The organism is Pseudomonas sp. MPR-R2A5 (genome assembly GCF_058793055.1).
Map to the genome: position 1 here is coordinate 15,358 of NZ_JBXAFK010000021.1, position 19,597 is coordinate 34,954.

Below are 19,597 nucleotides of genomic sequence, written 5' to 3' on the forward strand. Positions count from 1 at the left end.
GCGGAGCGGCCCCAAACCAGCTACTGAGGATTGCCTGACACACCGCATTCCTCGGTACTGGGGCCGCTCCGCGGCCCAACGCGGGGCAAGCCCGCTCGCCACAACAAGCCCGCTCGCCCTCGCAGAAGGGAGCGCTGCTGTTTTTAGTGCTGCAGGATTTTCTCAAGGAAGTGCTGCGCACGCTCGGAGCGGGCGCTGATGTCGCCGAAGAATTCTTCTTTCGGGCAGTCTTCGATGATCTTGCCGGCGTCCATGAAGATCACGCGGTCGGCCACTTTGCGGGCGAAGCCCATTTCGTGGGTCACACACATCATGGTCATGCCTTCCTGGGCCAGTTGCACCATCACGTCCAGCACTTCGTTGACCATTTCCGGGTCGAGGGCGGAGGTCGGTTCGTCGAACAGCATGACGATCGGGTCCATGGCCAGGGCGCGGGCAATCGCCACACGTTGCTGCTGGCCACCGGAAAGCTGGCCAGGGTGCTTGTGGGCGTGGGCCGACAGGCCAACACGATCAAGCAGTTGCAGGCCTTTCTTGGTGGCTTCTTCCTTGCTGCGGCCGAGCACCTTGATCTGCGCAATGGTCAGGTTTTCGGTGATGGTCAGGTGCGGGAACAGCTCGAAGTGCTGGAACACCATGCCCACGCGCGAACGCAACTTCGGCAGGTCGGTCTTCGGATCGGCGATGGACGTGCCGTCGACGATCACATCGCCCTTCTGGAACGGTTCCAGCGCGTTGACGCATTTGATCAGGGTGGATTTGCCCGAACCGGACGGCCCGCACACCACGATCACTTCGCCTTTCTTGACCTCGGTGCTGCAATCGGTCAGCACCTGGAAGTCGCCATACCACTTGTTGACATTCTTGATAGAGATCATACGGCAAACCTTTTTTGCAGACGCTTGACCAGCAGCGAGGCGGAAAAGCTGATGATGAAGTAGACGACACCGGCGAAGATCAGGAACTCATTGGAGCGGCCAATGATGTCGCCGTTGGAGCGGGCGGAGTTGAGGAAGTCCACCAGGCCCACGGTGTAGACCAGCGAGGTGTCCTGGAACAGGATGATGCTCTGTTGCAGCAGCAACGGGGTCATCTTGCGGAACGCCTGGGGCAGGATGATCAGGCGCATGGTCTGGCCGTAGGTCATGCCCATCGCTTGTGCGGCGGCCATCTGGCCCTTGGGGATCGACTGCACGCCGGCCCGTACGATCTCGCAGAAGTACGCCGCCTCGAACATCATGAACGCCACGACGCAGGAGGTGAATGCCCCGATTGGCGTGTCCTGGCCGGTGATCCAGCGCAGTACGAACGGTACCGCCAGGTAGAACCAGGTGATCACCAGCAGCAGCGGGATCGAACGGAAGTAGTTCACATAGGCGCCGGCCACGCGGGACAACAGCTTGTTGGACGACAGGCGCATCAGGGCCAGGACGGTGCCGATGATGATGCCGCCGACTACGCCCATGACCATCAGCTTCAAGGTCATGACCATGCCGTTCCACAGGCCCGGGATGGCGGGGATGATGCCGCTGAAATCGAATTCCATTATTTACCCCCCACGGAGATCAGGCCGGGCACTGCGACTTTCTTCTCGACCACGCGCATCAGCAGCATCAGGCTCATGTTCAGGGTGAAGTAGATGAGCGTGGCCAGGGTGAAGGCCTCGAACAGGTTGGCCGAGAACTCGGCGGTCTGCTTGGTTTGCGCCAGCAGTTCCATCAGGCCGATCAAGGACGCCACGGAGGAGTTCTTGAACACGTTGAGGAATTCCGAGGTAAGCGGCGGAATGATGATCCGGTAGGCCTGGGGCAGCAGCACGTTCCAGTAGATCTGCGGCAGCTTGAAGCCCATGGCGCGTGCGGCCGCTTCTTGGCCACGTGGCAGCGCCTGGATGCCGGTGCGCACCTGTTCACACACACGGGCGGCGGTGAACAGGCCCAGGCACACGACAACGCTCAGGTAGGCCGAGGTGGTCGGGTTGAGGTCCTGCTTGTACCAGTCCTGCAGGTTCTGCGGCAGCAGGTCGGGTATCAGGAAGTACCAGATGAACAGCTGCACCAGCAGCGGTACGTTACGAAACAGTTCCACGTAGCAGGTCGCAATGCCCGATACGAGACGGTTTGGCACGGTGCGCATGACGCCCAGAATGGACCCCAGCAGCAAGGCGATAATCCATGCCACGACAGCGATGGCGATGGTCCAGCCCAGGCCGGCGATGTACCAGTCGAGATAAGTCTCGCTGCCCACGCCGGTGGACTTGAAGAACACGCCCCAGTCCCAGTTGTAATTCATTAGGGTCTCCCCTCGAGATCGATCGATGTACAAGCACCCGCTTGGGGAAGATCCTTTCCCGCCTGACGACGAACGTCAGGCACACGCGATCGGCTCGAAAACCGCCAGGTCGAGTGTTCCAAAATACAGCCAGCAGGTAGTAACAGACGCCTGAGGGAGCGTTGGCTCCCTCAGGAGATAAGGTTAGTCAGTATTTAGATCTTTACTTCCGGCGCCGGCTTGTCGGTCGGGTTCTTGATCAGTTCCTTGACCTTTTCGCTCATCGGGAAGTTAAGGTTCAGACCTTTTGGTGGGATCGGGCTTTCGAACCACTTGGCGTAGATCTTGTTGATTTCGCCGGACTTGTACAGGCCGACGATGGCGTCATCCACGGCTTTCTTGAAGGCTGGGTCGTCTTTGCGAACCATGCAGGCATAGGCTTCAAAGGACTGCGGTGTACCGGTAATGACCCAGTCATCCGGCTTCTTGGCCTTGGCCTCTTCACCGGCCAGCAGGGCGTCGTCCATCATGAACGCTACGGCACGGCCGCTTTCCAGCATCTGGAAGGACTCGCCGTGGTCTTTGGCGGAGATGACGTTCATGCCCATCTGCTTGTCGGCGTTCATCGCCTTGATGATGCGCTCGGACGTGGTGCCGGCGGTGGTCACGACGTTCTTGCCTTTCAGGTCGGCAAAGTCGGCGTAGCTAGGCTTGCCTTCCTTGTCTTTCTTGACCAGCAGGCGAGTGCCGATTTCGAAGATGTTGGTGGTGAAGGCGACTTGCTGGGCGCGTTCGGCGTTGTTGGTGGTGGAACCGCACTCGATGTCCACGGTGCCGTTCTGCACCAGCGGGATACGGGTCTGCGAGGTGACCAGGTTGTACTTGGTCTGCAGGTCGGGTTTGTTCAGGTCTTTTTTCAGGGCTTCGACGATGGCCAGCTGGATGTCGTGGGAGTAGCCCACTGGCTTGCCTGAAGCATCCGCAATGTAGGAAAACGGAATGGAGCTGTCGCGGTGCCCGAGGGTGATGGTGCCGGAGTCGTTGATTTTCTTCAGTGTGCCGGTGAGTTCGGCGGCGAAAACTGGAGTGCTGATCAGAGCAGCAGCGATAGCTGCGCCCAAAATATGGGGAACGATGCGCATCAATACTTCCTCGACATTTGTTTTTTTTATGAAGCCGGCTAGACGGCTCTCTTGTACGGCGAATGCCCGTGACGGCTCCTGAGGCGTCCAAGGCAATCGTGAGAGAGTGTAGAGCATGAGTCGTGCCAGACCGGGAGTAAAAGGTTAACTAGTTGATTTATATCGAGATTAACTTTGCGTGACGGCAAATTTGCAACGGTTCGATCCGGCAAACCGAATCGGATGATGGATTGCGTTCGGAAAACCGAATGTGGAGGCCGGCATGAAAAAGCCCCTGGGCCACAGGGCGCAGGGGCTTTTGTACGACGGGTCCGTCAGGCTGCCTGGATGCGGCTACGGTTCTGTTCAACCTTGGACAGGTAACGTTGCACGTTGTCCTGTTCTTCCGGGGTGGTGAACAGGCCGAGCTTGGTGCGGCGCCACAGGATGTCCTGGGGTTGGGTCGCCCACTCTTCGGCACACAGGTAGTCGACTTCGCGGGTGTACAGGCCGCCACCCAGGTGGTCACCCAGGTCGGCCAGGGTGTGTACGCCTTCCAGCAGGCGCCAGGTACGGCTGCCGTAGGTGGTGGACCAACGGCGCGCGATCTCGCTGGGTACCCAGTCGAATTTGGCGCGAATGGCCTCGGCCAGCGCTTCTGGCGTGGTCATGTCCTCGCCACCGGGCAGGCTGGCCGTGGCAGTCCAGCTTGGGCGCATCTGGGTGAAGTACGGTGCCAATTGCGCCATCGCCGATTCGGCGAGCTTGCGATAGGTGGTCAGCTTGCCGCCGAATACCGACAGGATCGGTGCTTCGCCCGTGCCGCCGGAGAGGGACAGGGTGTAGTCGCGGGTGATGGCCGAGGGGTTGTCCGACTCGTCATTGCACAGCGGACGCACCCCGGAGTAGGTGTGGACGATGTCGTCGCGGCTCAGCTGTTTCTTGAAATGGGCGTTGACGACTTTGAGCATGTAGTCGGTTTCGCCTTCGGTAATCGCCACTTTTGCCGGGTCGCCGGTGTATTCGCGGTCGGTGGTGCCGATGATGGTCAGGTGGTTCAGGTAGGGGATGGTGAAGACGATACGCTGGTCTTCGTTCTGCAGGATGTGCGCGTGGGCGCCTTCATACAGTTTCGGCACGATCAGGTGGCTGCCTTGGATCAGGCGGATACCGTAGGGCGAATCGAGCTTCAGGTCTTCCTTGATGAACTTGGCGACCCATGGGCCGGCTGCATTCACCAGCGCCTTGGCGCGGATCGAGAACAGGCTGCCATCGGCGCGTTCCATGTTCATTTCCCACAGGCCCTTGCTGCGGTGGGCGCTGACGCAACGGGTCTGGGTGTGGATATGCGCGCCTTTTTCACGGGCGGCCATGGCATTGAGTACGACCAGGCGGGCGTCATCGACCCAGCAGTCGGAGTATTCGAAGCCTTTGGTGATTTCGCTTTTCAGCGGGCTGTCAGGGCCGAACTTGAGGCTTTTCGAACCGGCGAGCTTTTCCCGCTTGCCCAAGTGGTCATACAGGAACAGGCCGGCACGAATCATCCACGCCGGACGCAGGTGCGGGCGGTGTGGCAGCACAAAGCGCATCTGTTTGACGATGTGCGGTGCCTTGCCCAGCAGCACTTCACGTTCGGCCAGGGCTTCGCGCACCAGGCGGAATTCGTAATGTTCGAGGTAGCGCAGGCCGCCATGGATCAGCTTGCTGCTGGCGGAAGAGGTGTGGCTGGCCAGGTCGTCCTTTTCGCAAAGGAACACCGACAGACCGCGTCCGGCTGCGTCTGCTGCAATGCCGACGCCATTGATCCCGCCACCGATAACGGCAACGTCATAGACTTCGGCAAGCGGTGGAGCAGGCAAGGTAGAAGGGTTCATCGGCTGGCCTCGCGATCTTTTTCGTATTGGAATTCGAACATTAATGTTCATTTGCGAAAATGGTAGCTGATAAACGCGCCCACAGCCACCCGACTTCGATTGAAAAAACTCATCGAAGGGGCGAGAAAAGAAAATTTGTGAACATGAAACCGAGGCAGGCTTAGGCAATGGCCTGTCAGATAGATCGCCGTCGGGGGCAAGTCGAATCGTCGCACCGCCCCTCCCACATTTGAGCGGGTTCACACATCAAAGGTGGGAGGGAGCTTGCCCCCGATGGCGTCAATGCAGGCGCTAGACCACTTCCAGGCGAACCTTATGCTGGTTCAACAACTGCACCAGCGCCGGCACGGGCTGCTGGTCGGTCACCAGGCAGTCCACCAGGCTGATCGGCCCCAGGCGAATCATGGCATTGCGCCCGAACTTGCTCGAGTCCGCCGCCAGGATCACCTGGCGTGCATTGGCGATGATCGCCTGTGACACCCGCACTTCCTGGTAATCGAAGTCGAGCAGGCTGCCGTCCTCGTCAATGCCGCTGATACCCACCAGGGCGAAGTCGACTTTGAACTGGTTGATAAAGTCCACGCTGGCCTGGCCCACCACGCCGCCATCACGGCGCACATTACCGCCGGTCAGCAACACATCGAAGTCGTCCTTGGCACTGAGCATGGTGGCGACGTTGAGGTTGTTGGTGATGATTTTCAGGTGATTGTGGTTTAACAGCGCACGTGCGATGGATTCGGTGGTGGTGCCGATGTTGATGAACAGCGACGCGTGATCGGGGATTTGCGCGGCGATGGCTTCGCCGATGCGCTGTTTCTCGTCGCGCATCTGGTCGGCACGCATGGCGTAGGCGGTGTTTTCGACACTGGAGTCATAGGCCGCGCCGCCGTGGTAGCGGCGCAGCAGATTGGCGTCCGCCAGCTGGTTGATATCGCGGCGGATGGTTTGCGGGGTGACAACGAATAGCTGCGCCATTTCCTCGATACTGACGTAGCCGCGTTCGCGGACCAGTTCGAGGATTTGTTGCTGGCGGGGAGGCAGATTCATGGGGCGTCCTTTGGGCTGCCATACAAAAGTGGCCCATGATGACGCAGGAATCTGCTCCCTGCCAGTTACAACCCTATATGGGTCCTGCGCTTGGCTTATTCAGCGCCTTCGTGGGGTTCCCAATCGCGGGTGCGGCTCACTGCTTTTTGCCAGCCGGCGTAGAGTTTCTCTTTGGCGGCTTCTTCAAGCTGAGGTTCGAATTCGCGCTCGATCACCGCCTTGCCACGCAGTTCGTCCAGGCTACCCCAGAACCCGCAAGCCAGGCCCGCCAGGTAGGCCGCGCCCAGTGCAGTGGTTTCGCGCATTTGCGGGCGCTCGACCTGGGTGCCGAGGATGTCGGCTTGGAATTGCATCAGGAAGTTGTTGGCCACTGCGCCGCCATCCACCCGCAGGGATTTGAGGCGTTCGCCGGAATCCTGCTGCATCGCGTCCAGTACGTCGCGTGTCTGGTAGGCAATCGACTCAAGGGCTGCACGAATAATGTGATCCACGCGTACGCCTCGGGTCAGGCCGAATAACGCGCCACGGGCGTAGGGGTCCCAGTAGGGGGCGCCCAGGCCGGTAAACGCGGGTACCAGGTAGACGCCATTGCTGTCCTTGACCTTGCCGGCGAAGTATTCGGTGTCGTGGGCGTCGTTGATGATTTTCAGCTCGTCACGCAGCCACTGCACGGTGGAACCACCGTTGAATACCGCGCCTTCCAGGGCGTAGGCCACTTCGCCACGCGGGCCGCAGGCGATGGTGGTGAGCATGCCGTGCTTGGATTTCACGGCCTTGTCGCCGGTATTCATCAGCAGGAAGCAGCCGGTGCCGTAGGTGTTCTTGGCCTGGCCCGGTTCAACGCACATCTGGCCGAACAGCGCGGCCTGCTGGTCACCGGCGATGCCGCCGATGGCAATGCCGCTCTTGGTGCGACCGTAGATTTCCGACGACGACTTGACTTCCGGCAGCATCTCGCGCGGCACATCAAGGATTTCCAGCATCTTCGCGTCCCACTCCAGGGTGTGGATGTTGAAGAGCATGGTGCGCGAGGCGTTGGTGTAGTCGGTGACGTGGGTCTTGCCGCCGGTAAATTTCCAGATCAACCAGCTGTCGACGGTGCCGAACAGCAGTTCGCCGTTGCGCGCACGTTCGCGGCTGCCTTCGACATTGTCGAGGATCCACTTGAGCTTGGTGCCGGAAAAGTACGGGTCGGTGACCAGGCCGGTGGTGTCGCTGATGTATTGCTCGTGGCCGTCACGCTTGAGCTGCTGGCAGATTTCGGTGCTGCGGCGGCACTGCCAGACGATGGCGTTGTAGATCGGGCGACCGGTGACCTTGTCCCAGACCACGGTGGTTTCACGCTGGTTGGTGATGCCGATAGCGGCAACCTGGTCATGGTGCAGGCCAGCCTGGGCCAGGGCCTCGACCATTACCGCGCTCTGGGTGGCGAAGATTTCCATCGGGTCATGTTCGACCCAGCCCGCCTGCGGGTAGTGCTGGACGAATTCACGCTGGGCGGTGCAGACCACGTTGGCGTCACGATCAAAGATGATCGCCCGCGAACTGGTGGTGCCCTGATCAAGGGCAATGATGTAGTTCTTATTCTGAATGTCGGTCATGTCGATTGCCTTGGACGAGAAATAAGGGAGTTGGAAACGGCCTGGATCACTAAAAGGGCAGTAGGGCCCAGGCGGTTGCTATCAGGAAATACGCGTTTCGCCGTTGACGGCGGCTTCTTTGGCCTCCGCTGCGGCAGGTGCGGCGCTTGGCAGATGGCGGGCAATCAGCCCGCGATAAGCCGCGGCACCGAGGCAAGCACCGACAATCGGCGCGAAAATCGGAACCAGGAAGTAGGGAATGTCGCGTCCGCCAGTAAAGGCCATTTCACCCCAGCCGGCGAAAAAGGTCATCAGCTTGGGCCCGAAATCCCGCGCAGGGTTCATCGCAAAACCGGTCAATGGGCCCATGGCGCTGCCGATGACTGCGATCAGCAAGCCAATCAGCAGCGGAGCAAGGGGGCCGCGTGGCAAGCCGTTGTTATCGTCGGTCAGGGCCATGATCACGCCCATCAGGATGGCGGTGATGACCATTTCCACCAGGAACGCCTGAGCGGTGCTCAACAGCGCATGGGGGTAGGTCGAAAACACCGAGGCTAGTTCCAGGCTGGCCTGGGTCCCACGCACCAAATGGTGGGTTTGTTCGTAATCGAAAAACAGATTGCTATAGAGCATGTACACCAGCGCCGCGGAGCAGAAGGCACCGGCGACCTGGGCGAGGATATAGAAGGGCAGTTTACGCTTGTCGAAATCGGCGAAAAGACACAGGGCAATACTCACCGCCGGATTGAGGTGAGCCCCGGAGATACCGGCGCTCAGGTAGATCGCCATGCTGACGCCGATCCCCCAGATGATACTGATTTCCCACAAACCAAAGCTGGCACCCGCGACTTTGAGGGCAGCGACACATCCTGTACCGAAGAAGATCAGAAGCGCAGTCCCCAGGAATTCGGCCATCCATTGGCTCGAAAGTGAAGGCTGTTGAAGTGCAGTTGTCATGGAAAACCTCAATTTGTTGTTCTTGTCAGGCGTCGGGCCTCAACGGGCCTTGCGCGATTTTCACCGTGTCGAGGATCCCCATCCTCGGCGCGGCTTACTGCTCGAATACTGCGGCTGTATTCCTACAGTATTCGGAAACGAAAAAATATAGACAAGAATGACGCCTGTCAAAGGTCGAAAGTGAACTATTAGTCATTTTCCAACTATAGGTTTGATGAATGATCACGCTCGTCACCGCAAGTGTTGACGGGAGTCAGGGGCGTACTAGAGCGTTTTGTGTGGGCTTGGCCTAGAATCTGTCCTCTGTTTGCCACGCCTGGAGCATGCATGACCCCTGCACTGGATTTGTTGAAAAAAGTTCGCGCCGAACATCGCATTCACAGTTATGAACACGATCCCAAAGCGTCGTCGTATGGTCTGGAGGCCGCGGAAAAGTTGGGTCTTGACCCGGCTCAGGTGTTCAAGACCCTGTTGGCGAGCAGCGAAAAAGGCGAGTTATTGGTGGCGGTGGTGCCGGTCGTCGGAAGTCTGGATTTAAAAGCCTTGGCCCATGCGGCCGGGGTGAAAAAAGTCGAGATGGCTGACCCGGCGGCGGCGCAACGGTCGACGGGCTACCTGTTGGGCGGTATCAGCCCGCTGGGGCAGAAAAAGCGCTTGCGCACGTTTATCGATACGACGGCGCAGCCGTTCGCGACGATTTTTGTCAGTGCGGGGAGACGGGGGCTGGAAGTGGAATTGTCCGCCGCAGTGTTGGCGGAACATACCCAGGCCAAATTCGCGCCGATTGGCAGGGCCTGATCAGTTACTCCTGATCCTGCGTATTAGCCTGTAGACCATGCCCCGGGTTGTACCGGGGCAAGCCCTAATGCCGTTCAGTTAAGCGTACATCGCCTTCTGTAGGAGCGAGCTTGCTCGCGAAAAACGTCAACGATGACGCGTGTTTCCTGAATCAACGCGGCGCCTGTGAGTTTTTCGCGAGCAAGCTCGCTCCTACAAAAAAGCTTTGACTGAACGGCATCAGGGCAAGGGGGGCAGTTTGCTGTGCGACGGTGCTAAGTCGGGGGCCTCCCACATTTCGACCCGGTTTCTTCAAATACTGCTGGCCGGGCTGTAGCGCCGTACGCCTGACTCGGACCGTGGTACCTGCGCCGCGACGCTGCCGCAGGCCTGGAACAGCACCAGGTGTTCAGCCGCGACGCGAATCCCGACATCCGCACCGACCTGATGGTCGGCATGGCTGGGAAAGATCGATTCCAGTTGTGCGCCGGTCGGCAGTTGCAAGCGGTACAAGGTCGATGCGCCGAGGAAGGTCTTGCCGACAATTCGCGCTTTCAAAGCGCTGTCCGGCGCGTAGACGATGTCGTCCGGGCGCAGCAACACGTCCACGGCGCCGCCGGTCGGCCAGGAGTAGGCACGGTTGCCGCGCAGTTCGCCCAGCTCGGTATTGACGGATTCCGGGGTGCTTAGCTGGCCACGAATGAAATAACCCTGGCCAATGAAGCTGGCGACATAGGGCGTCAGAGGTTCGTGATAGAGGTTGTAGGGCGTATCCCACTGCTCCAGGCGGCCTTCCTTGAATACGCCGACATGGTCGCTCACGGCGAAAGCTTCTTCCTGGTCATGGGTTACCAGGATCGCACTGGTGCCGCGGGCTTTGAGGATGTCGCGCACCTCGTGGCTGAGCTTGCGCCGCAGTTCGCCATCAAGGTTGGAGAACGGCTCATCCAGCAGCAGCAGTTGGGGCTCCGGCGCCAAGGCACGGGCGAGGGCCACACGTTGCTGCTGCCCCCCGGAAAGCTCGTGGGGGAAGCGCTTGCCCAGGTTCTTCAGATTGACCAGCTCCAGCAGCTCGGCGACCACGCGGTCTTTCTGCGGGTGCTTGCGAATGCCGAAGGCGATGTTGTCGGCCACGCAGAGGTGAGGGAACAGCGCGTAGTCCTGGAAGACCATGCCAATGCGACGTTTCTCTGGGGCAAGGGTGAAGCCGGCGCTGGAGATGACTTCGCCTGCCAGGCTGATTTCACCATCGTGCACCGGTTCGAACCCGGCAATCGCGCGCAGGGTGGTGGTCTTGCCGCACCCCGAGGAACCCAGCAGGCAGCCGATGTCGCCGGCATTCAGGTGCAGGTTGAGATTCTGCACCACCCGTTGGTCTTGATAGCCGCATGCCAGATTGCGCAGGTTCAGCAGTAAGGACTGGCTCATGCGTGGTGGTACGCCGGCTCGACCAGGAACTCAAGCAGGGCCTTTTGCGCGTGCAGGCGGTTTTCAGCCTGGTCCCAGGCGACCGAACGTTGATCGTCAAGCAGGTCGAGGCTGATTTCTTCGCCACGGTGGGCGGGCAGGCAGTGCATGAACAGCACATCCGGCGCGGCCAGGTCGAGCAGGGCGCGGGTTACCTGGAATGGCGCAAACAGCGCCAGGCGCTTGGCGGTTTCGTCTTCCTGGCCCATGGAGGTCCAGACGTCGGTGCTGACCAGATGCGCACCGATCACCGCCTCGCGCGGGTCGCGCACAACGGTGACGCGGTCACCCGCCTGTGCCAGGAAGCGGGCGTCAGGCTCGTAGCCTTCCGGGCAGGCGATACGCAGTTGGAAATCGAACTGGATCGCCGCTTCTATATAGCTGTTGCACATATTGTTGCCGTCGCCGATCCAGGCCACAGTCTTGCCCTGGATCGAGCCACGGTGTTCGAGAAAGGTCTGCATGTCCGCCAGTAACTGGCAAGGGTGCAGGTCATCGGACAGGCCGTTGATCACCGGGACGCGTGAGTTGGCGGCAAATTCAGTCAGGGTGCTGTGGGCAAAGGTACGGATCATCACCGCATCGAGCATGCGCGACATGACGATCGCGCAATCGCTGATCGGCTCGCCACGGCCCAATTGGGTGTCGCGCGGCGACAGGAAGATGGCCTGGCCACCCAGCTGGATCATGCCGGCTTCGAAGGACAAGCGGGTGCGAGTCGACGACTTCTCGAAAATCATCCCGAGCACGCGGTTTTTCAAAGGCTCGAACAGTACGCCGCGGTTACGCAGGTCTTTAAGCTCAATGCCTCGACGGATCACGCTGACCAGCTCTTCGGGCGTGCAATCCATCAGGGAGAGAAAGTGCCTTGCGCTCATCATTAACTACCTTTTTGCAACAGACCGCAGATACTCAAAGCCTTGTTTATTGTGACAACGGGCGAGACCTGCGGCGAAAGCCGCACGGGGCGACGAAATAGGGGAAGGCGCGATCTTATAATTAAATGTCGCGTCTTACCAATAGGGCTACGGTTTTTAGGGGTGTTCAAGAAGGGCGCGAGAGCGCTTTTGAAGACGATTTCCTGACAGCAGCGGGTCATTTGTACACTGGCGTTACGACCTTTTGCAATCTGCGAGGCCGGGCACAGGCCAGGCTGCGTCGCTTTCAGGGGCTGCGCAGGCGTTTTCTGAAACATTTGCTCACGCTTAGCCATGGCTTAGCCTGATGCTCGTCGATTCACAGGACGAACGTTGCTGGCGCCTCTGGCGGTCGCGGCCCATAGTTGGGCCAAAGCCCAATAAAGAGACTGGCCATGACCAAGACTCTCCATCACCGTGCCTGCCATCTGTGCGAAGCCATTTGTGGCTTGACCCTGGAAACCACCCGCGCCGACGACGGTAGCCTGGCAATTACCTCGATCAAGGGGGACCCGCAGGACACGTTCAGTCGCGGCCATATCTGCCCCAAGGCCGTGGCATTGCAGGATATCCAGAATGACCCGGACCGCCTGCACCAGCCTATGTTGCGAGTGGGCAGCGAATGGCAGCCGATCCCCTGGGAAGACGCCTTTGCCCTGGTCGCCGAGCGACTGGCGGGGATCCAGGCGCGGCATGGGCAGAATGCCGTGGCGGTGTATCAGGGCAACCCCAGCGTGCACAACTATGGGCTGATGACCCACAGTAACTACTTTCTCGGCCTGTTGAAGACGCGCAATCGGTTTTCCGCAACCTCGGTGGACCAATTACCCCATCACCTCACCAGTCACCTGATGTACGGCCATGGCCTGTTGCTGCCGATCCCGGACATCGACCACACCGACTTCATGCTGATCCTCGGCGGCAACCCCCTGGCGTCCAACGGCAGCATCATGACCGTGCCTGATGTGGAGAAGCGTCTCAAGGCCATCCAGGCCCGGGGGGGCAAAGTGGTGGTGGTCGATCCGCGGCGCAGCGAGACGGCGGCGATGGCCGACCAGCACATTTTCGTGCGGCCTGGCGGGGATGCGGCGCTATTGTTTGGCTTGCTCAACACGCTGTTTGCCGAGGACCTGACCCGCGACAGCCATTTGCCGGTTGAGGGCCTGGAAGAGGTACGCCGCGCTATCGCCGGATTTACCCCAGAGGCCATGAGCCGTCAGTGTGCGGTGCCTGCCGGGCAGATTCGCCAGTTGGCGCGGGACTTCGCCGCGGCGGACAAGGCCGTGTGTTACGGACGGATGGGGGTTTCGACCCAGGCGTTCGGCACGCTGTGCCATTGGCTGGTGCAATTGATCAACCTGGTGACTGGCAACCTCGACCGCGAGGGTGGTGCGCTCTGCACCAGCCCTGCAGTGGATCTGGTGGCCTCCACCGGCGGTGGGCATTTCAACCGCTGGCAGAGCCGGGTTTCCGGGCGCCCGGAGTACGGCGGCGAGTTGCCCGTGTCGGCACTGGCTGAGGAAATGCTCACCGAAGGCGAAGGACAGATCCGCGCCCTGGTGACAGTGGCCGGTAACCCGGTGCTCTCGACACCCAATGGGCGTCAGTTGGAACAGGCTCTGGACGGGCTCGAGTTCATGGTCAGTGTCGACCTCTATATCAACGAAACCACGCGATACGCCGACCTGATCCTGCCGTCCACCTCGGCGCTGGAAAACGACCATTACGACACCACGTTCAATATGTTCGCCGTACGCAATGTCACCCGTTTCAATCGCGCGATCCTGCCCAAGCCTGAGGGCGCGCTGCATGACTGGGAAATCTTTGTCGGGTTGGCCAAGGCTTTTGCGGCGCGGACCGGTGTGGCACTCAAGCCGACCCTGCCGCCGGCGCAGATGATCGATTTCGGGCTGCGCGCGGGTGCCTACGGTGATGCGTCCGCTCACAAATTGTCGGTGGCAATGCTGGCGGACCATCCCCATGGCGTGGACCTGGGGCCGCTCAAGCCCAATCTTGCCGAGCGACTGAAAACGGCCAACGGCCGGGTGCAGGCGGCCCCTGCGGTGATCCTGGCAGACCTGGCGCGTTTTGCGGCGCAGCCGGTACCCGTGGACGACGAACTGCTGCTGATCGGCCGCCGCCATGTGCGCAGCAACAATTCCTGGATGCATAACTATCATCGGCTGGTGAAGGGCAAGCCGCGCCATCAGTTGCTGATGCACCCTGATGACCTGGCCAGCCGTCGGTTGAGTGATGGGCAGCGGGTGAGGGTCAGTTCGCGTATCGGCATGATTGAGGTGGAGGTCGTGGCCAGTTTGGACATGATGCCTGGCGTCGTCAGCTTGCCCCATGGTTGGGGGCATGGGCGTCCGGGGGTGCAGATGGCTATCGCCAGCACTCAGCCTGGGGCCAGTGCCAACGACCTGACCGACGAGCGGCAGTTGGATGAGCTGTCGGGGAACGCGGCGCTCAATGGCGTGCCTGTACAGGTCGCGGCCGCATAAGGTGCCCGAGCACCGCGCTGGAATTTTGCGTTACAATGCGCCACCGTGCCGACCTGTGAGTCGCAAAGTTCCAGCCGAGGTGTTCCATGGATATCATCGAAACGATCAAAGAGCAGATTGCCAACAACACCATTCTGCTTTACATGAAGGGCGCCCCAAACGCTCCGCAGTGCGGTTTCTCCGCGAAGGCGTCCCAGGCCGTGATGCAGTGTGGCGAGAAATTCGCCTACGTGGATATCCTGCAAAACCCGGAAATTCGCGCCAACCTGCCTAAGTACGCCAACTGGCCGACATTCCCACAGCTGTGGGTTGACGGTGAACTGGTCGGCGGCAGCGATATCATCACTGAAATGGCCGCTGACGGTTCGTTGCAGACGCTGATCAAAGACGCAGCGGCAAAAGCGGCAGCCAAGACTGAAGCTTGATGCTGGTGTAAAAGCGCGTAATAAAAAGCCCCGCTTCTCCTGAGAGAGCGGGGCTTTTTTGTACCTGTCGCTAAGGGTTATTCACCCATCTGCGATTGCAGGTAGTTCTCCAGGCTGACCTTGTCGATCAGGCCCAGTTGGGTTTCCAGCCAGTCGATATGTTCTTCCTGGTCTTCCAGGATATCTTCCAGCAGTTCACGGCTGCCGAAGTCGCCTTTGGTTTCACAGTGGGCAATGGCGGCCTTGAGGTCGCTGTGGCTCTTGCGCTCGAAGCCCAGGTCGCTGTTGATCATTTCCTGGGTGTGTTCGCCGATGTTCAGCTTGCCCAGGTCCTGCACGTTGGGCAGGCCTTCCAGGAACAGGATGCGCTTGATCAGCGCGTCGGCGTCCTTCATGGCCTTGATCGATTCTTTGTATTCGCGTTTGCCCAGCTTTTCGAGGCCCCAATCGTCATACATGCGTGCATGCAGGAAGTACTGATTGATCGCGACCAGTTCATTGCCAAGGATTTTATTGAGTTGCTGGATGACTGAGATGTCGCCTTTCATGACTGGGGTCCTGCCCTGTAATAGCTGTATATAGGGCGGAGTTTGAGTGTCGAAACCCCTACTGTCAAACCTAAGTTATTGAATAATAAATGAAAATTAATAGGAATAAGAATGTTTGTGTTCCGCGTCTTGACGCTAACTAATTGAAATACGGGCATAAAAAAACCGGACACTCTGTCCGGTTCTTTAAAACACGCTTATTTAAGCGTGTGTAAATTCTGCTGAGTAGGGGAGCGCGGCCTGGGCTGTTTGCAGCTGCGTCAGGGTTTCCCGTACCACTTGCTTGGCGAGGCAGGCGCATTTGCCGCATTGGCTGGCAACGCCGGTGGTTTCACGCACTTCTTTGTAGCTGCAGCAACCTTCATAGATTGCTTCGCGGATTTGTCCGTCGGTGACGCCAGTGCAGAGGCAGACATACATAAGGGAGAACCGTCGCGGGTTGAGGCTTAAGTGCGATGGATCTTAATGTTAACGAGAATGATTGTCAAAGTAGAATTGTAGGTCTTTAGGCTAAACGCCCGCGCGCTGACGAACGGTTTTTTCAGTGTATGATGTTCGGTCTTCACGAAGCGTGACTGCGTCACAGGTCTGTCGCTTAGGTGCGACAGACTCGAGGCCGGTCCTTTTACTTCAATCGTCACCCCTACATCAGGAGATAACCCATGAGCGTACTCGTCGGTAAACAAGCCCCGGATTTCGACGTCCCAGCCGTCCTCGGCAATGGCGAAATCGTTGACAGCTTCAAATTGTCTGAAGCCATCAAAGGCAAATACGGCCTGGTGTTTTTCTACCCGCTGGACTTCACCTTTGTCTGCCCTTCGGAACTGATCGCCCTGGATCACCGCATGGCCGATTTCAAGGCGCGCAATGTTGAAGTGGTCGCCGTTTCCATCGACTCCCATTTCACCCACAACGCCTGGCGTAACACTGCCATCAATGATGGCGGCATCGGCAAAGTCCAATACACCATGGCTGCCGACATGAAGCACGACATCGCCAAGGCCTACGACGTTGAGTCCGAAGGCGGCGTGGCTTTCCGTGGCGCGTTCCTGATCGATGACAAGGGCGTTGTGCGCTCGCAGATCATCAACGACCTGCCGCTGGGCCGTAACATGGAAGAGCTGATCCGTCTGGTCGACGCCCTGCAATTCCACGAAGAACACGGCGAAGTCTGCCCTGCCAACTGGAAAAAAGGCGATAAGGGCATGAACGCTTCGCCTGAAGGTGTTGCGGCTTACCTGACCGAGAACGCTGGCAAGCTGTAAGCCAGATTCCGGGTAAAAAAAACCGGCCTGAGAGGGCCGGTTTTTTTATGCGCGGGCGATGAACTCAGTCGCTGAAGTCTTCCCAGCCACCCATCTGTTTCCAACGGTTGACGATACCGCAGAACAGTTCGGCGGTCTTTTCAGTGTCGTAGCGGGCCGAATGGGCTTCGCGTCCGTCAAAGTCGATACCGGCCGCCTGGCAGGCTTTGGCCAAGACGGTCTGGCCATAGGCCAGGCCGGCCAGGGTCGCCGTGTCAAAGCTGGAGAACGGGTGGAACGGGTTGCGCTTCATGTCCAGGCGCGCCACTGCGGCGTTGAGGAAGCCCAGGTCGAAGCTGCTGTTGTGACCCACCAGGATCGCGCGTTTGCAGCCATTGGCCTTCAATGCCTTGCGCACGCCACGAAAGATATCGGTCAGCGCCGCTTCTTCACTGACTGCCATGCGCAATGGGTGATCAAGCTTGATCCCGGTGAACTCCAGGGCCGCGGCTTCGATATTGGCGCCTTCGAACGGTTCAACCCGGAAGAAATGCGTGTGTTCCGGGAACACGAAGCCCTGTTCATCCATGCCAATGGTGGTGGCCGCGATTTCCAGCAGGGCATCGGTGGCGCAGTTGAAGCCCCCGGTTTCTACGTCGATGACAACCGGCAGATAGCCGCGAAACCGCTCGGCCATCGGGTGACGGGAGCCGCCCCCGCTATGCTCGTGTTCGTCGTCGTAATGGTCTTCACTCACTTGCTTTCCTCCAGCAGGCGCCAGCGCAGTGTTTCACCGGCGCGCAGCGGGATAACAGTCAGCTCGCCAAACGGCAGGCTGGCAGGGGCGGTCCAGTCTTCACGGACCAGGGTAATGCGATCGGTATTCGCCGGCAGGCCATAGAAACGTGGACCGTTGAGGCTGGCGAAGCCTTCGAGCTTGTCCAGGGCATTGCGCTGTTCGAACGCTTCGGCATACAGCTCGATGGCGGCATACGCGGTGTAGCACCCGGCACAACCGCATGCGGCTTCCTTGGCGTGCTGGGCATGGGGAGCCGAGTCGGTACCGAGGAAGAACTTCGGGTTGCCGCTGGTGGCGGCGTCCAGCAAGGCCACCTGGTGGGTATTGCGCTTGAGAATCGGCAGGCAATAGAAGTGCGGCCGAATCCCGCCCACCAGCATGTGGTTGCGGTTGTAGAGCAGGTGATGCGCAGTGATGGTCGCGCCCACGTTGACCGAGGCCTCGGTGACGAACTGCACGGCATCCGCCGTGGTGATGTGTTCGAACACCACCTTGAGCGTGGGGAACAGCTCGACCACGCGGCGCATGTGCTCGTCGATGAAGATCTTCTCGCGATCGAACACGTCGACGTCGCCACGGGTGACTTCACCGTGGATCAACAGCGGCATGCCAACTTCAGCCATGGCTTCGATGGCGGGCAGGATCTTATCGATGCTGGTCACGCCTGAGTCGGAGTTGGTGGTTGCGCCCGCCGGGTACAGCTTGGCGGCGTGCACGAAACCGCAGGCCTTGGCCTCACGAATTTCGTCGGGCTGGGTGCGGTCGGTCAGGTAGAGCACCATCAGCGGTTCGAAGCGGCTGCCGGCCGGCCGCGCAGCGAGGATACGCTGGCGATAGGCGTCGGCTTGCTCGGCATTGCGCACCGGAGGTACCAGGTTAGGCATGATGATGGCGCGGCCAAACGTACGCGCTACATCGGCCACGGTTTGGGGCAACGCAGCACCATCGCGAAGATGAATATGCCAGTCGTCGGGACGCAGCAGGGTCAGGCGGTCGGACATTGGGGATTCCAGGCGGGTCAATCTGGTGGGAATGCTACCGGAAAAGACTCTTGCAGGCACTCGCTATCAAGTTTTGCAGGATGCGACCGATATCCCTGGGTATGCCTTAACGATGTATGACGCTTTGAAGTGTTGTAGAAACCAGTGGAGCCTCCCGTGCGCCAGCATTATCTAGCCCTGCTCAGTGTGTTCGCCAGCCTGCCTGCGATGGCCCTCACGTTCCAGACACGTCTGGAAAATATTGAGTGGAAGGTGGAAGGCGACCAATTCGAGTGCCGCCTGACCCAGCCGATCACCGATTTCGGCTCGGGTGAGTTCGTGCGCCGGGCCGGCGAGCAGGCCACGTTCCGTTTGAAAGCCTACAGCGGCGCGTTGGGCGCGGGCTCGGCCACGTTGCTGGCGGCCGCTGCGCCCTGGCAACCGGGCCGGGGCGATATCAACCTCGGCGCCGTGCACGCGGGCAGTGGCGATGTTCTGTTCAACAGTTCCCAGGCCCAGGCCGGGCGCCTGTTCACCGGTTTGCTCGAGGGGCGCAGCCCGACCGTGCGGCATTACGCCCGCGAGGGCGGCTATTCGGAAATTCGCCTGTTACCGGTGAAATTCAACAAGGCCTATAACGACTATCAACTGTGCACCGCCAAGCTGTTACCGATGAATTACGATCAGGTCAAACAGACCGAAATCGGCTTCCCCGGTGGTGGCATCGAACTGGATGCTGCGGCCAAGCGCAAGCTGGCGGTGATTCTCGCGTTCATGAAAGCCGACCCGACGGTGAACCATATCGAGTTGAACGGCCACTCCGACAACAGCGGCAATCGCCTGACCAACCGCGATGTGTCGCGCCGGCGTGCCCTGGCGGTGATGGACTACTTCAAGGCCAATGGTATCCAGGAGTCGCAGATCACGATGCGCTTCCATGGCGAAAGCTACCCCCTGGCGCCTAATACCAACGCCGCCAACCGCGCCCGTAACCGCCGCGTGAACATTCAGCTCGAGCGCGTTGCCGTTCCGGACAAAACGGCGCCCCAGGCCAAGGCCCCCAGCAACCCTGCTGCCACGTCATAA

General features: G+C 59.7%; 19 protein-coding genes. 5 read left to right on the forward strand and 14 right to left on the reverse strand.

What is annotated here, in order from left to right; translation table 11 throughout:
* Positions 1 to 143: 143 nt before the first annotated feature.
* The 8 genes from AC1Q6I_RS16165 to AC1Q6I_RS16200 all read right to left on the reverse strand — a co-directional run bounded on the left by AC1Q6I_RS16165 (position 144) and on the right by AC1Q6I_RS16200 (position 8,850).
* A complete protein-coding gene (locus tag AC1Q6I_RS16165) occupies positions 144 to 878 on the reverse strand; it encodes an amino acid ABC transporter ATP-binding protein (RefSeq protein ID WP_024073700.1) in 735 nt (244 codons plus the stop codon).
* Positions 875 to 1,546, reverse strand: a complete 672-nt coding sequence (locus AC1Q6I_RS16170) for an amino acid ABC transporter permease (protein ID WP_024073701.1) — start codon at positions 1,544 to 1,546, stop codon at positions 875 to 877. Before AC1Q6I_RS16170 ends, AC1Q6I_RS16165 begins: the two co-directional genes overlap by 4 nt.
* Positions 1,546 to 2,292, reverse strand: coding sequence for an amino acid ABC transporter permease (locus AC1Q6I_RS16175; protein ID WP_024073702.1), 747 nt, complete (start codon positions 2,290 to 2,292; stop codon positions 1,546 to 1,548). Before AC1Q6I_RS16175 ends, AC1Q6I_RS16170 begins: the two co-directional genes overlap by 1 nt.
* A 194-nt stretch (positions 2,293 to 2,486) precedes the next feature.
* The gene (locus AC1Q6I_RS16180) at positions 2,487 to 3,413 is read right to left on the reverse strand and encodes a glutamate/aspartate ABC transporter substrate-binding protein (RefSeq protein ID WP_024073703.1); all 927 of its coding nucleotides are present in this window, start codon (positions 3,411 to 3,413) and stop codon (positions 2,487 to 2,489) included.
* A gap of 314 nt (positions 3,414 to 3,727) precedes the next feature.
* Entirely contained in the window at positions 3,728 to 5,266 is a 1,539-nt protein-coding gene (gene glpD / locus AC1Q6I_RS16185) for a glycerol-3-phosphate dehydrogenase (protein WP_102625271.1), read from the reverse strand.
* Positions 5,267 to 5,557: 291 nt separating this feature from the next.
* Complete coding sequence (locus AC1Q6I_RS16190) at positions 5,558 to 6,313, reverse strand: DeoR/GlpR family transcriptional regulator (protein WP_010212755.1); 756 nt, start codon at positions 6,311 to 6,313, stop codon at positions 5,558 to 5,560.
* Between the two features lie 95 nt (positions 6,314 to 6,408).
* On the reverse strand, positions 6,409 to 7,914 hold the full coding sequence (gene glpK, locus AC1Q6I_RS16195) for a glycerol kinase GlpK (RefSeq protein WP_024073706.1): 1,506 nt from the start codon (positions 7,912 to 7,914) through the stop codon (positions 6,409 to 6,411).
* An 81-nt stretch (positions 7,915 to 7,995) separates the two neighbouring features.
* Entirely contained in the window at positions 7,996 to 8,850 is an 855-nt protein-coding gene (locus AC1Q6I_RS16200) for an MIP/aquaporin family protein (RefSeq protein WP_102625270.1), read from the reverse strand.
* A 327-nt stretch (positions 8,851 to 9,177) separates the two neighbouring features.
* Here AC1Q6I_RS16200 and ybaK point away from each other — a divergent pair, with 327 nt between their 5' ends.
* A complete protein-coding gene (gene ybaK / locus AC1Q6I_RS16205) occupies positions 9,178 to 9,648 on the forward strand; it encodes a Cys-tRNA(Pro) deacylase (protein WP_024073708.1) in 471 nt (156 codons plus the stop codon).
* 291 nt (positions 9,649 to 9,939) lie between these two features.
* Here the strand turns inward: ybaK and AC1Q6I_RS16210 are convergent, their stop codons facing one another.
* Entirely contained in the window at positions 9,940 to 11,055 is a 1,116-nt protein-coding gene (locus AC1Q6I_RS16210) for an ABC transporter ATP-binding protein (protein ID WP_069075352.1), read from the reverse strand.
* A complete protein-coding gene (gene argF / locus AC1Q6I_RS16215) occupies positions 11,052 to 11,972 on the reverse strand; it encodes an ornithine carbamoyltransferase (RefSeq protein WP_024073710.1) in 921 nt (306 codons plus the stop codon). The genes AC1Q6I_RS16210 and argF overlap by 4 nt, the downstream gene beginning before the upstream one ends.
* A gap of 434 nt (positions 11,973 to 12,406) precedes the next feature.
* On the opposite strand from argF, the gene AC1Q6I_RS16220 reads away from it, so the two are divergent.
* Together AC1Q6I_RS16220 and grxD are read left to right on the forward strand one after the other, a co-directional pair.
* Positions 12,407 to 14,515, forward strand: coding sequence for a molybdopterin oxidoreductase family protein (locus AC1Q6I_RS16220; RefSeq protein ID WP_102624426.1), 2,109 nt, complete (start codon positions 12,407 to 12,409; stop codon positions 14,513 to 14,515).
* A gap of 86 nt (positions 14,516 to 14,601) precedes the next feature.
* Positions 14,602 to 14,940, forward strand: a complete 339-nt coding sequence (gene grxD, locus AC1Q6I_RS16225) for a Grx4 family monothiol glutaredoxin (RefSeq protein WP_024073712.1) — start codon at positions 14,602 to 14,604, stop codon at positions 14,938 to 14,940.
* Positions 14,941 to 15,017: 77 nt separating this feature from the next.
* On the opposite strand, the gene bfr is transcribed toward grxD, so the two are convergent.
* Positions 15,018 to 15,488: a bacterioferritin gene (gene bfr / locus AC1Q6I_RS16230; RefSeq protein ID WP_024073713.1), complete on the reverse strand. Its 471-nt coding sequence runs from the start codon at positions 15,486 to 15,488 to the stop codon at positions 15,018 to 15,020.
* Positions 15,489 to 15,689: 201 nt separating this feature from the next.
* Complete coding sequence (locus AC1Q6I_RS16235; protein ID WP_010564137.1) at positions 15,690 to 15,908, reverse strand: bacterioferritin-associated ferredoxin; 219 nt, start codon at positions 15,906 to 15,908, stop codon at positions 15,690 to 15,692.
* A gap of 242 nt (positions 15,909 to 16,150) precedes the next feature.
* Here AC1Q6I_RS16235 and AC1Q6I_RS16240 point away from each other — a divergent pair, with 242 nt between their 5' ends.
* The gene (locus AC1Q6I_RS16240; RefSeq protein ID WP_024073714.1) at positions 16,151 to 16,753 is read left to right on the forward strand and encodes a peroxiredoxin; all 603 of its coding nucleotides are present in this window, start codon (positions 16,151 to 16,153) and stop codon (positions 16,751 to 16,753) included.
* Between the two features lie 64 nt (positions 16,754 to 16,817).
* Here AC1Q6I_RS16240 and rnt read toward each other — a convergent pair whose 3' ends face one another.
* Positions 16,818 to 17,489: a ribonuclease T gene (gene rnt, locus AC1Q6I_RS16245; RefSeq protein ID WP_024073715.1), complete on the reverse strand. Its 672-nt coding sequence runs from the start codon at positions 17,487 to 17,489 to the stop codon at positions 16,818 to 16,820.
* Positions 17,486 to 18,532 carry a dihydroorotase gene (gene pyrC / locus AC1Q6I_RS16250; protein WP_102624425.1) on the reverse strand — a complete coding sequence of 349 codons (1,047 nt, stop codon included), beginning with the start codon at positions 18,530 to 18,532 and terminating at the stop codon, positions 17,486 to 17,488. Before pyrC ends, rnt begins: the two co-directional genes overlap by 4 nt.
* A 156-nt stretch (positions 18,533 to 18,688) precedes the next feature.
* On the opposite strand from pyrC, the gene AC1Q6I_RS16255 reads away from it, so the two are divergent.
* The gene (locus tag AC1Q6I_RS16255; protein ID WP_024073717.1) at positions 18,689 to 19,597 is read left to right on the forward strand and encodes a flagellar protein MotY; all 909 of its coding nucleotides are present in this window, start codon (positions 18,689 to 18,691) and stop codon (positions 19,595 to 19,597) included.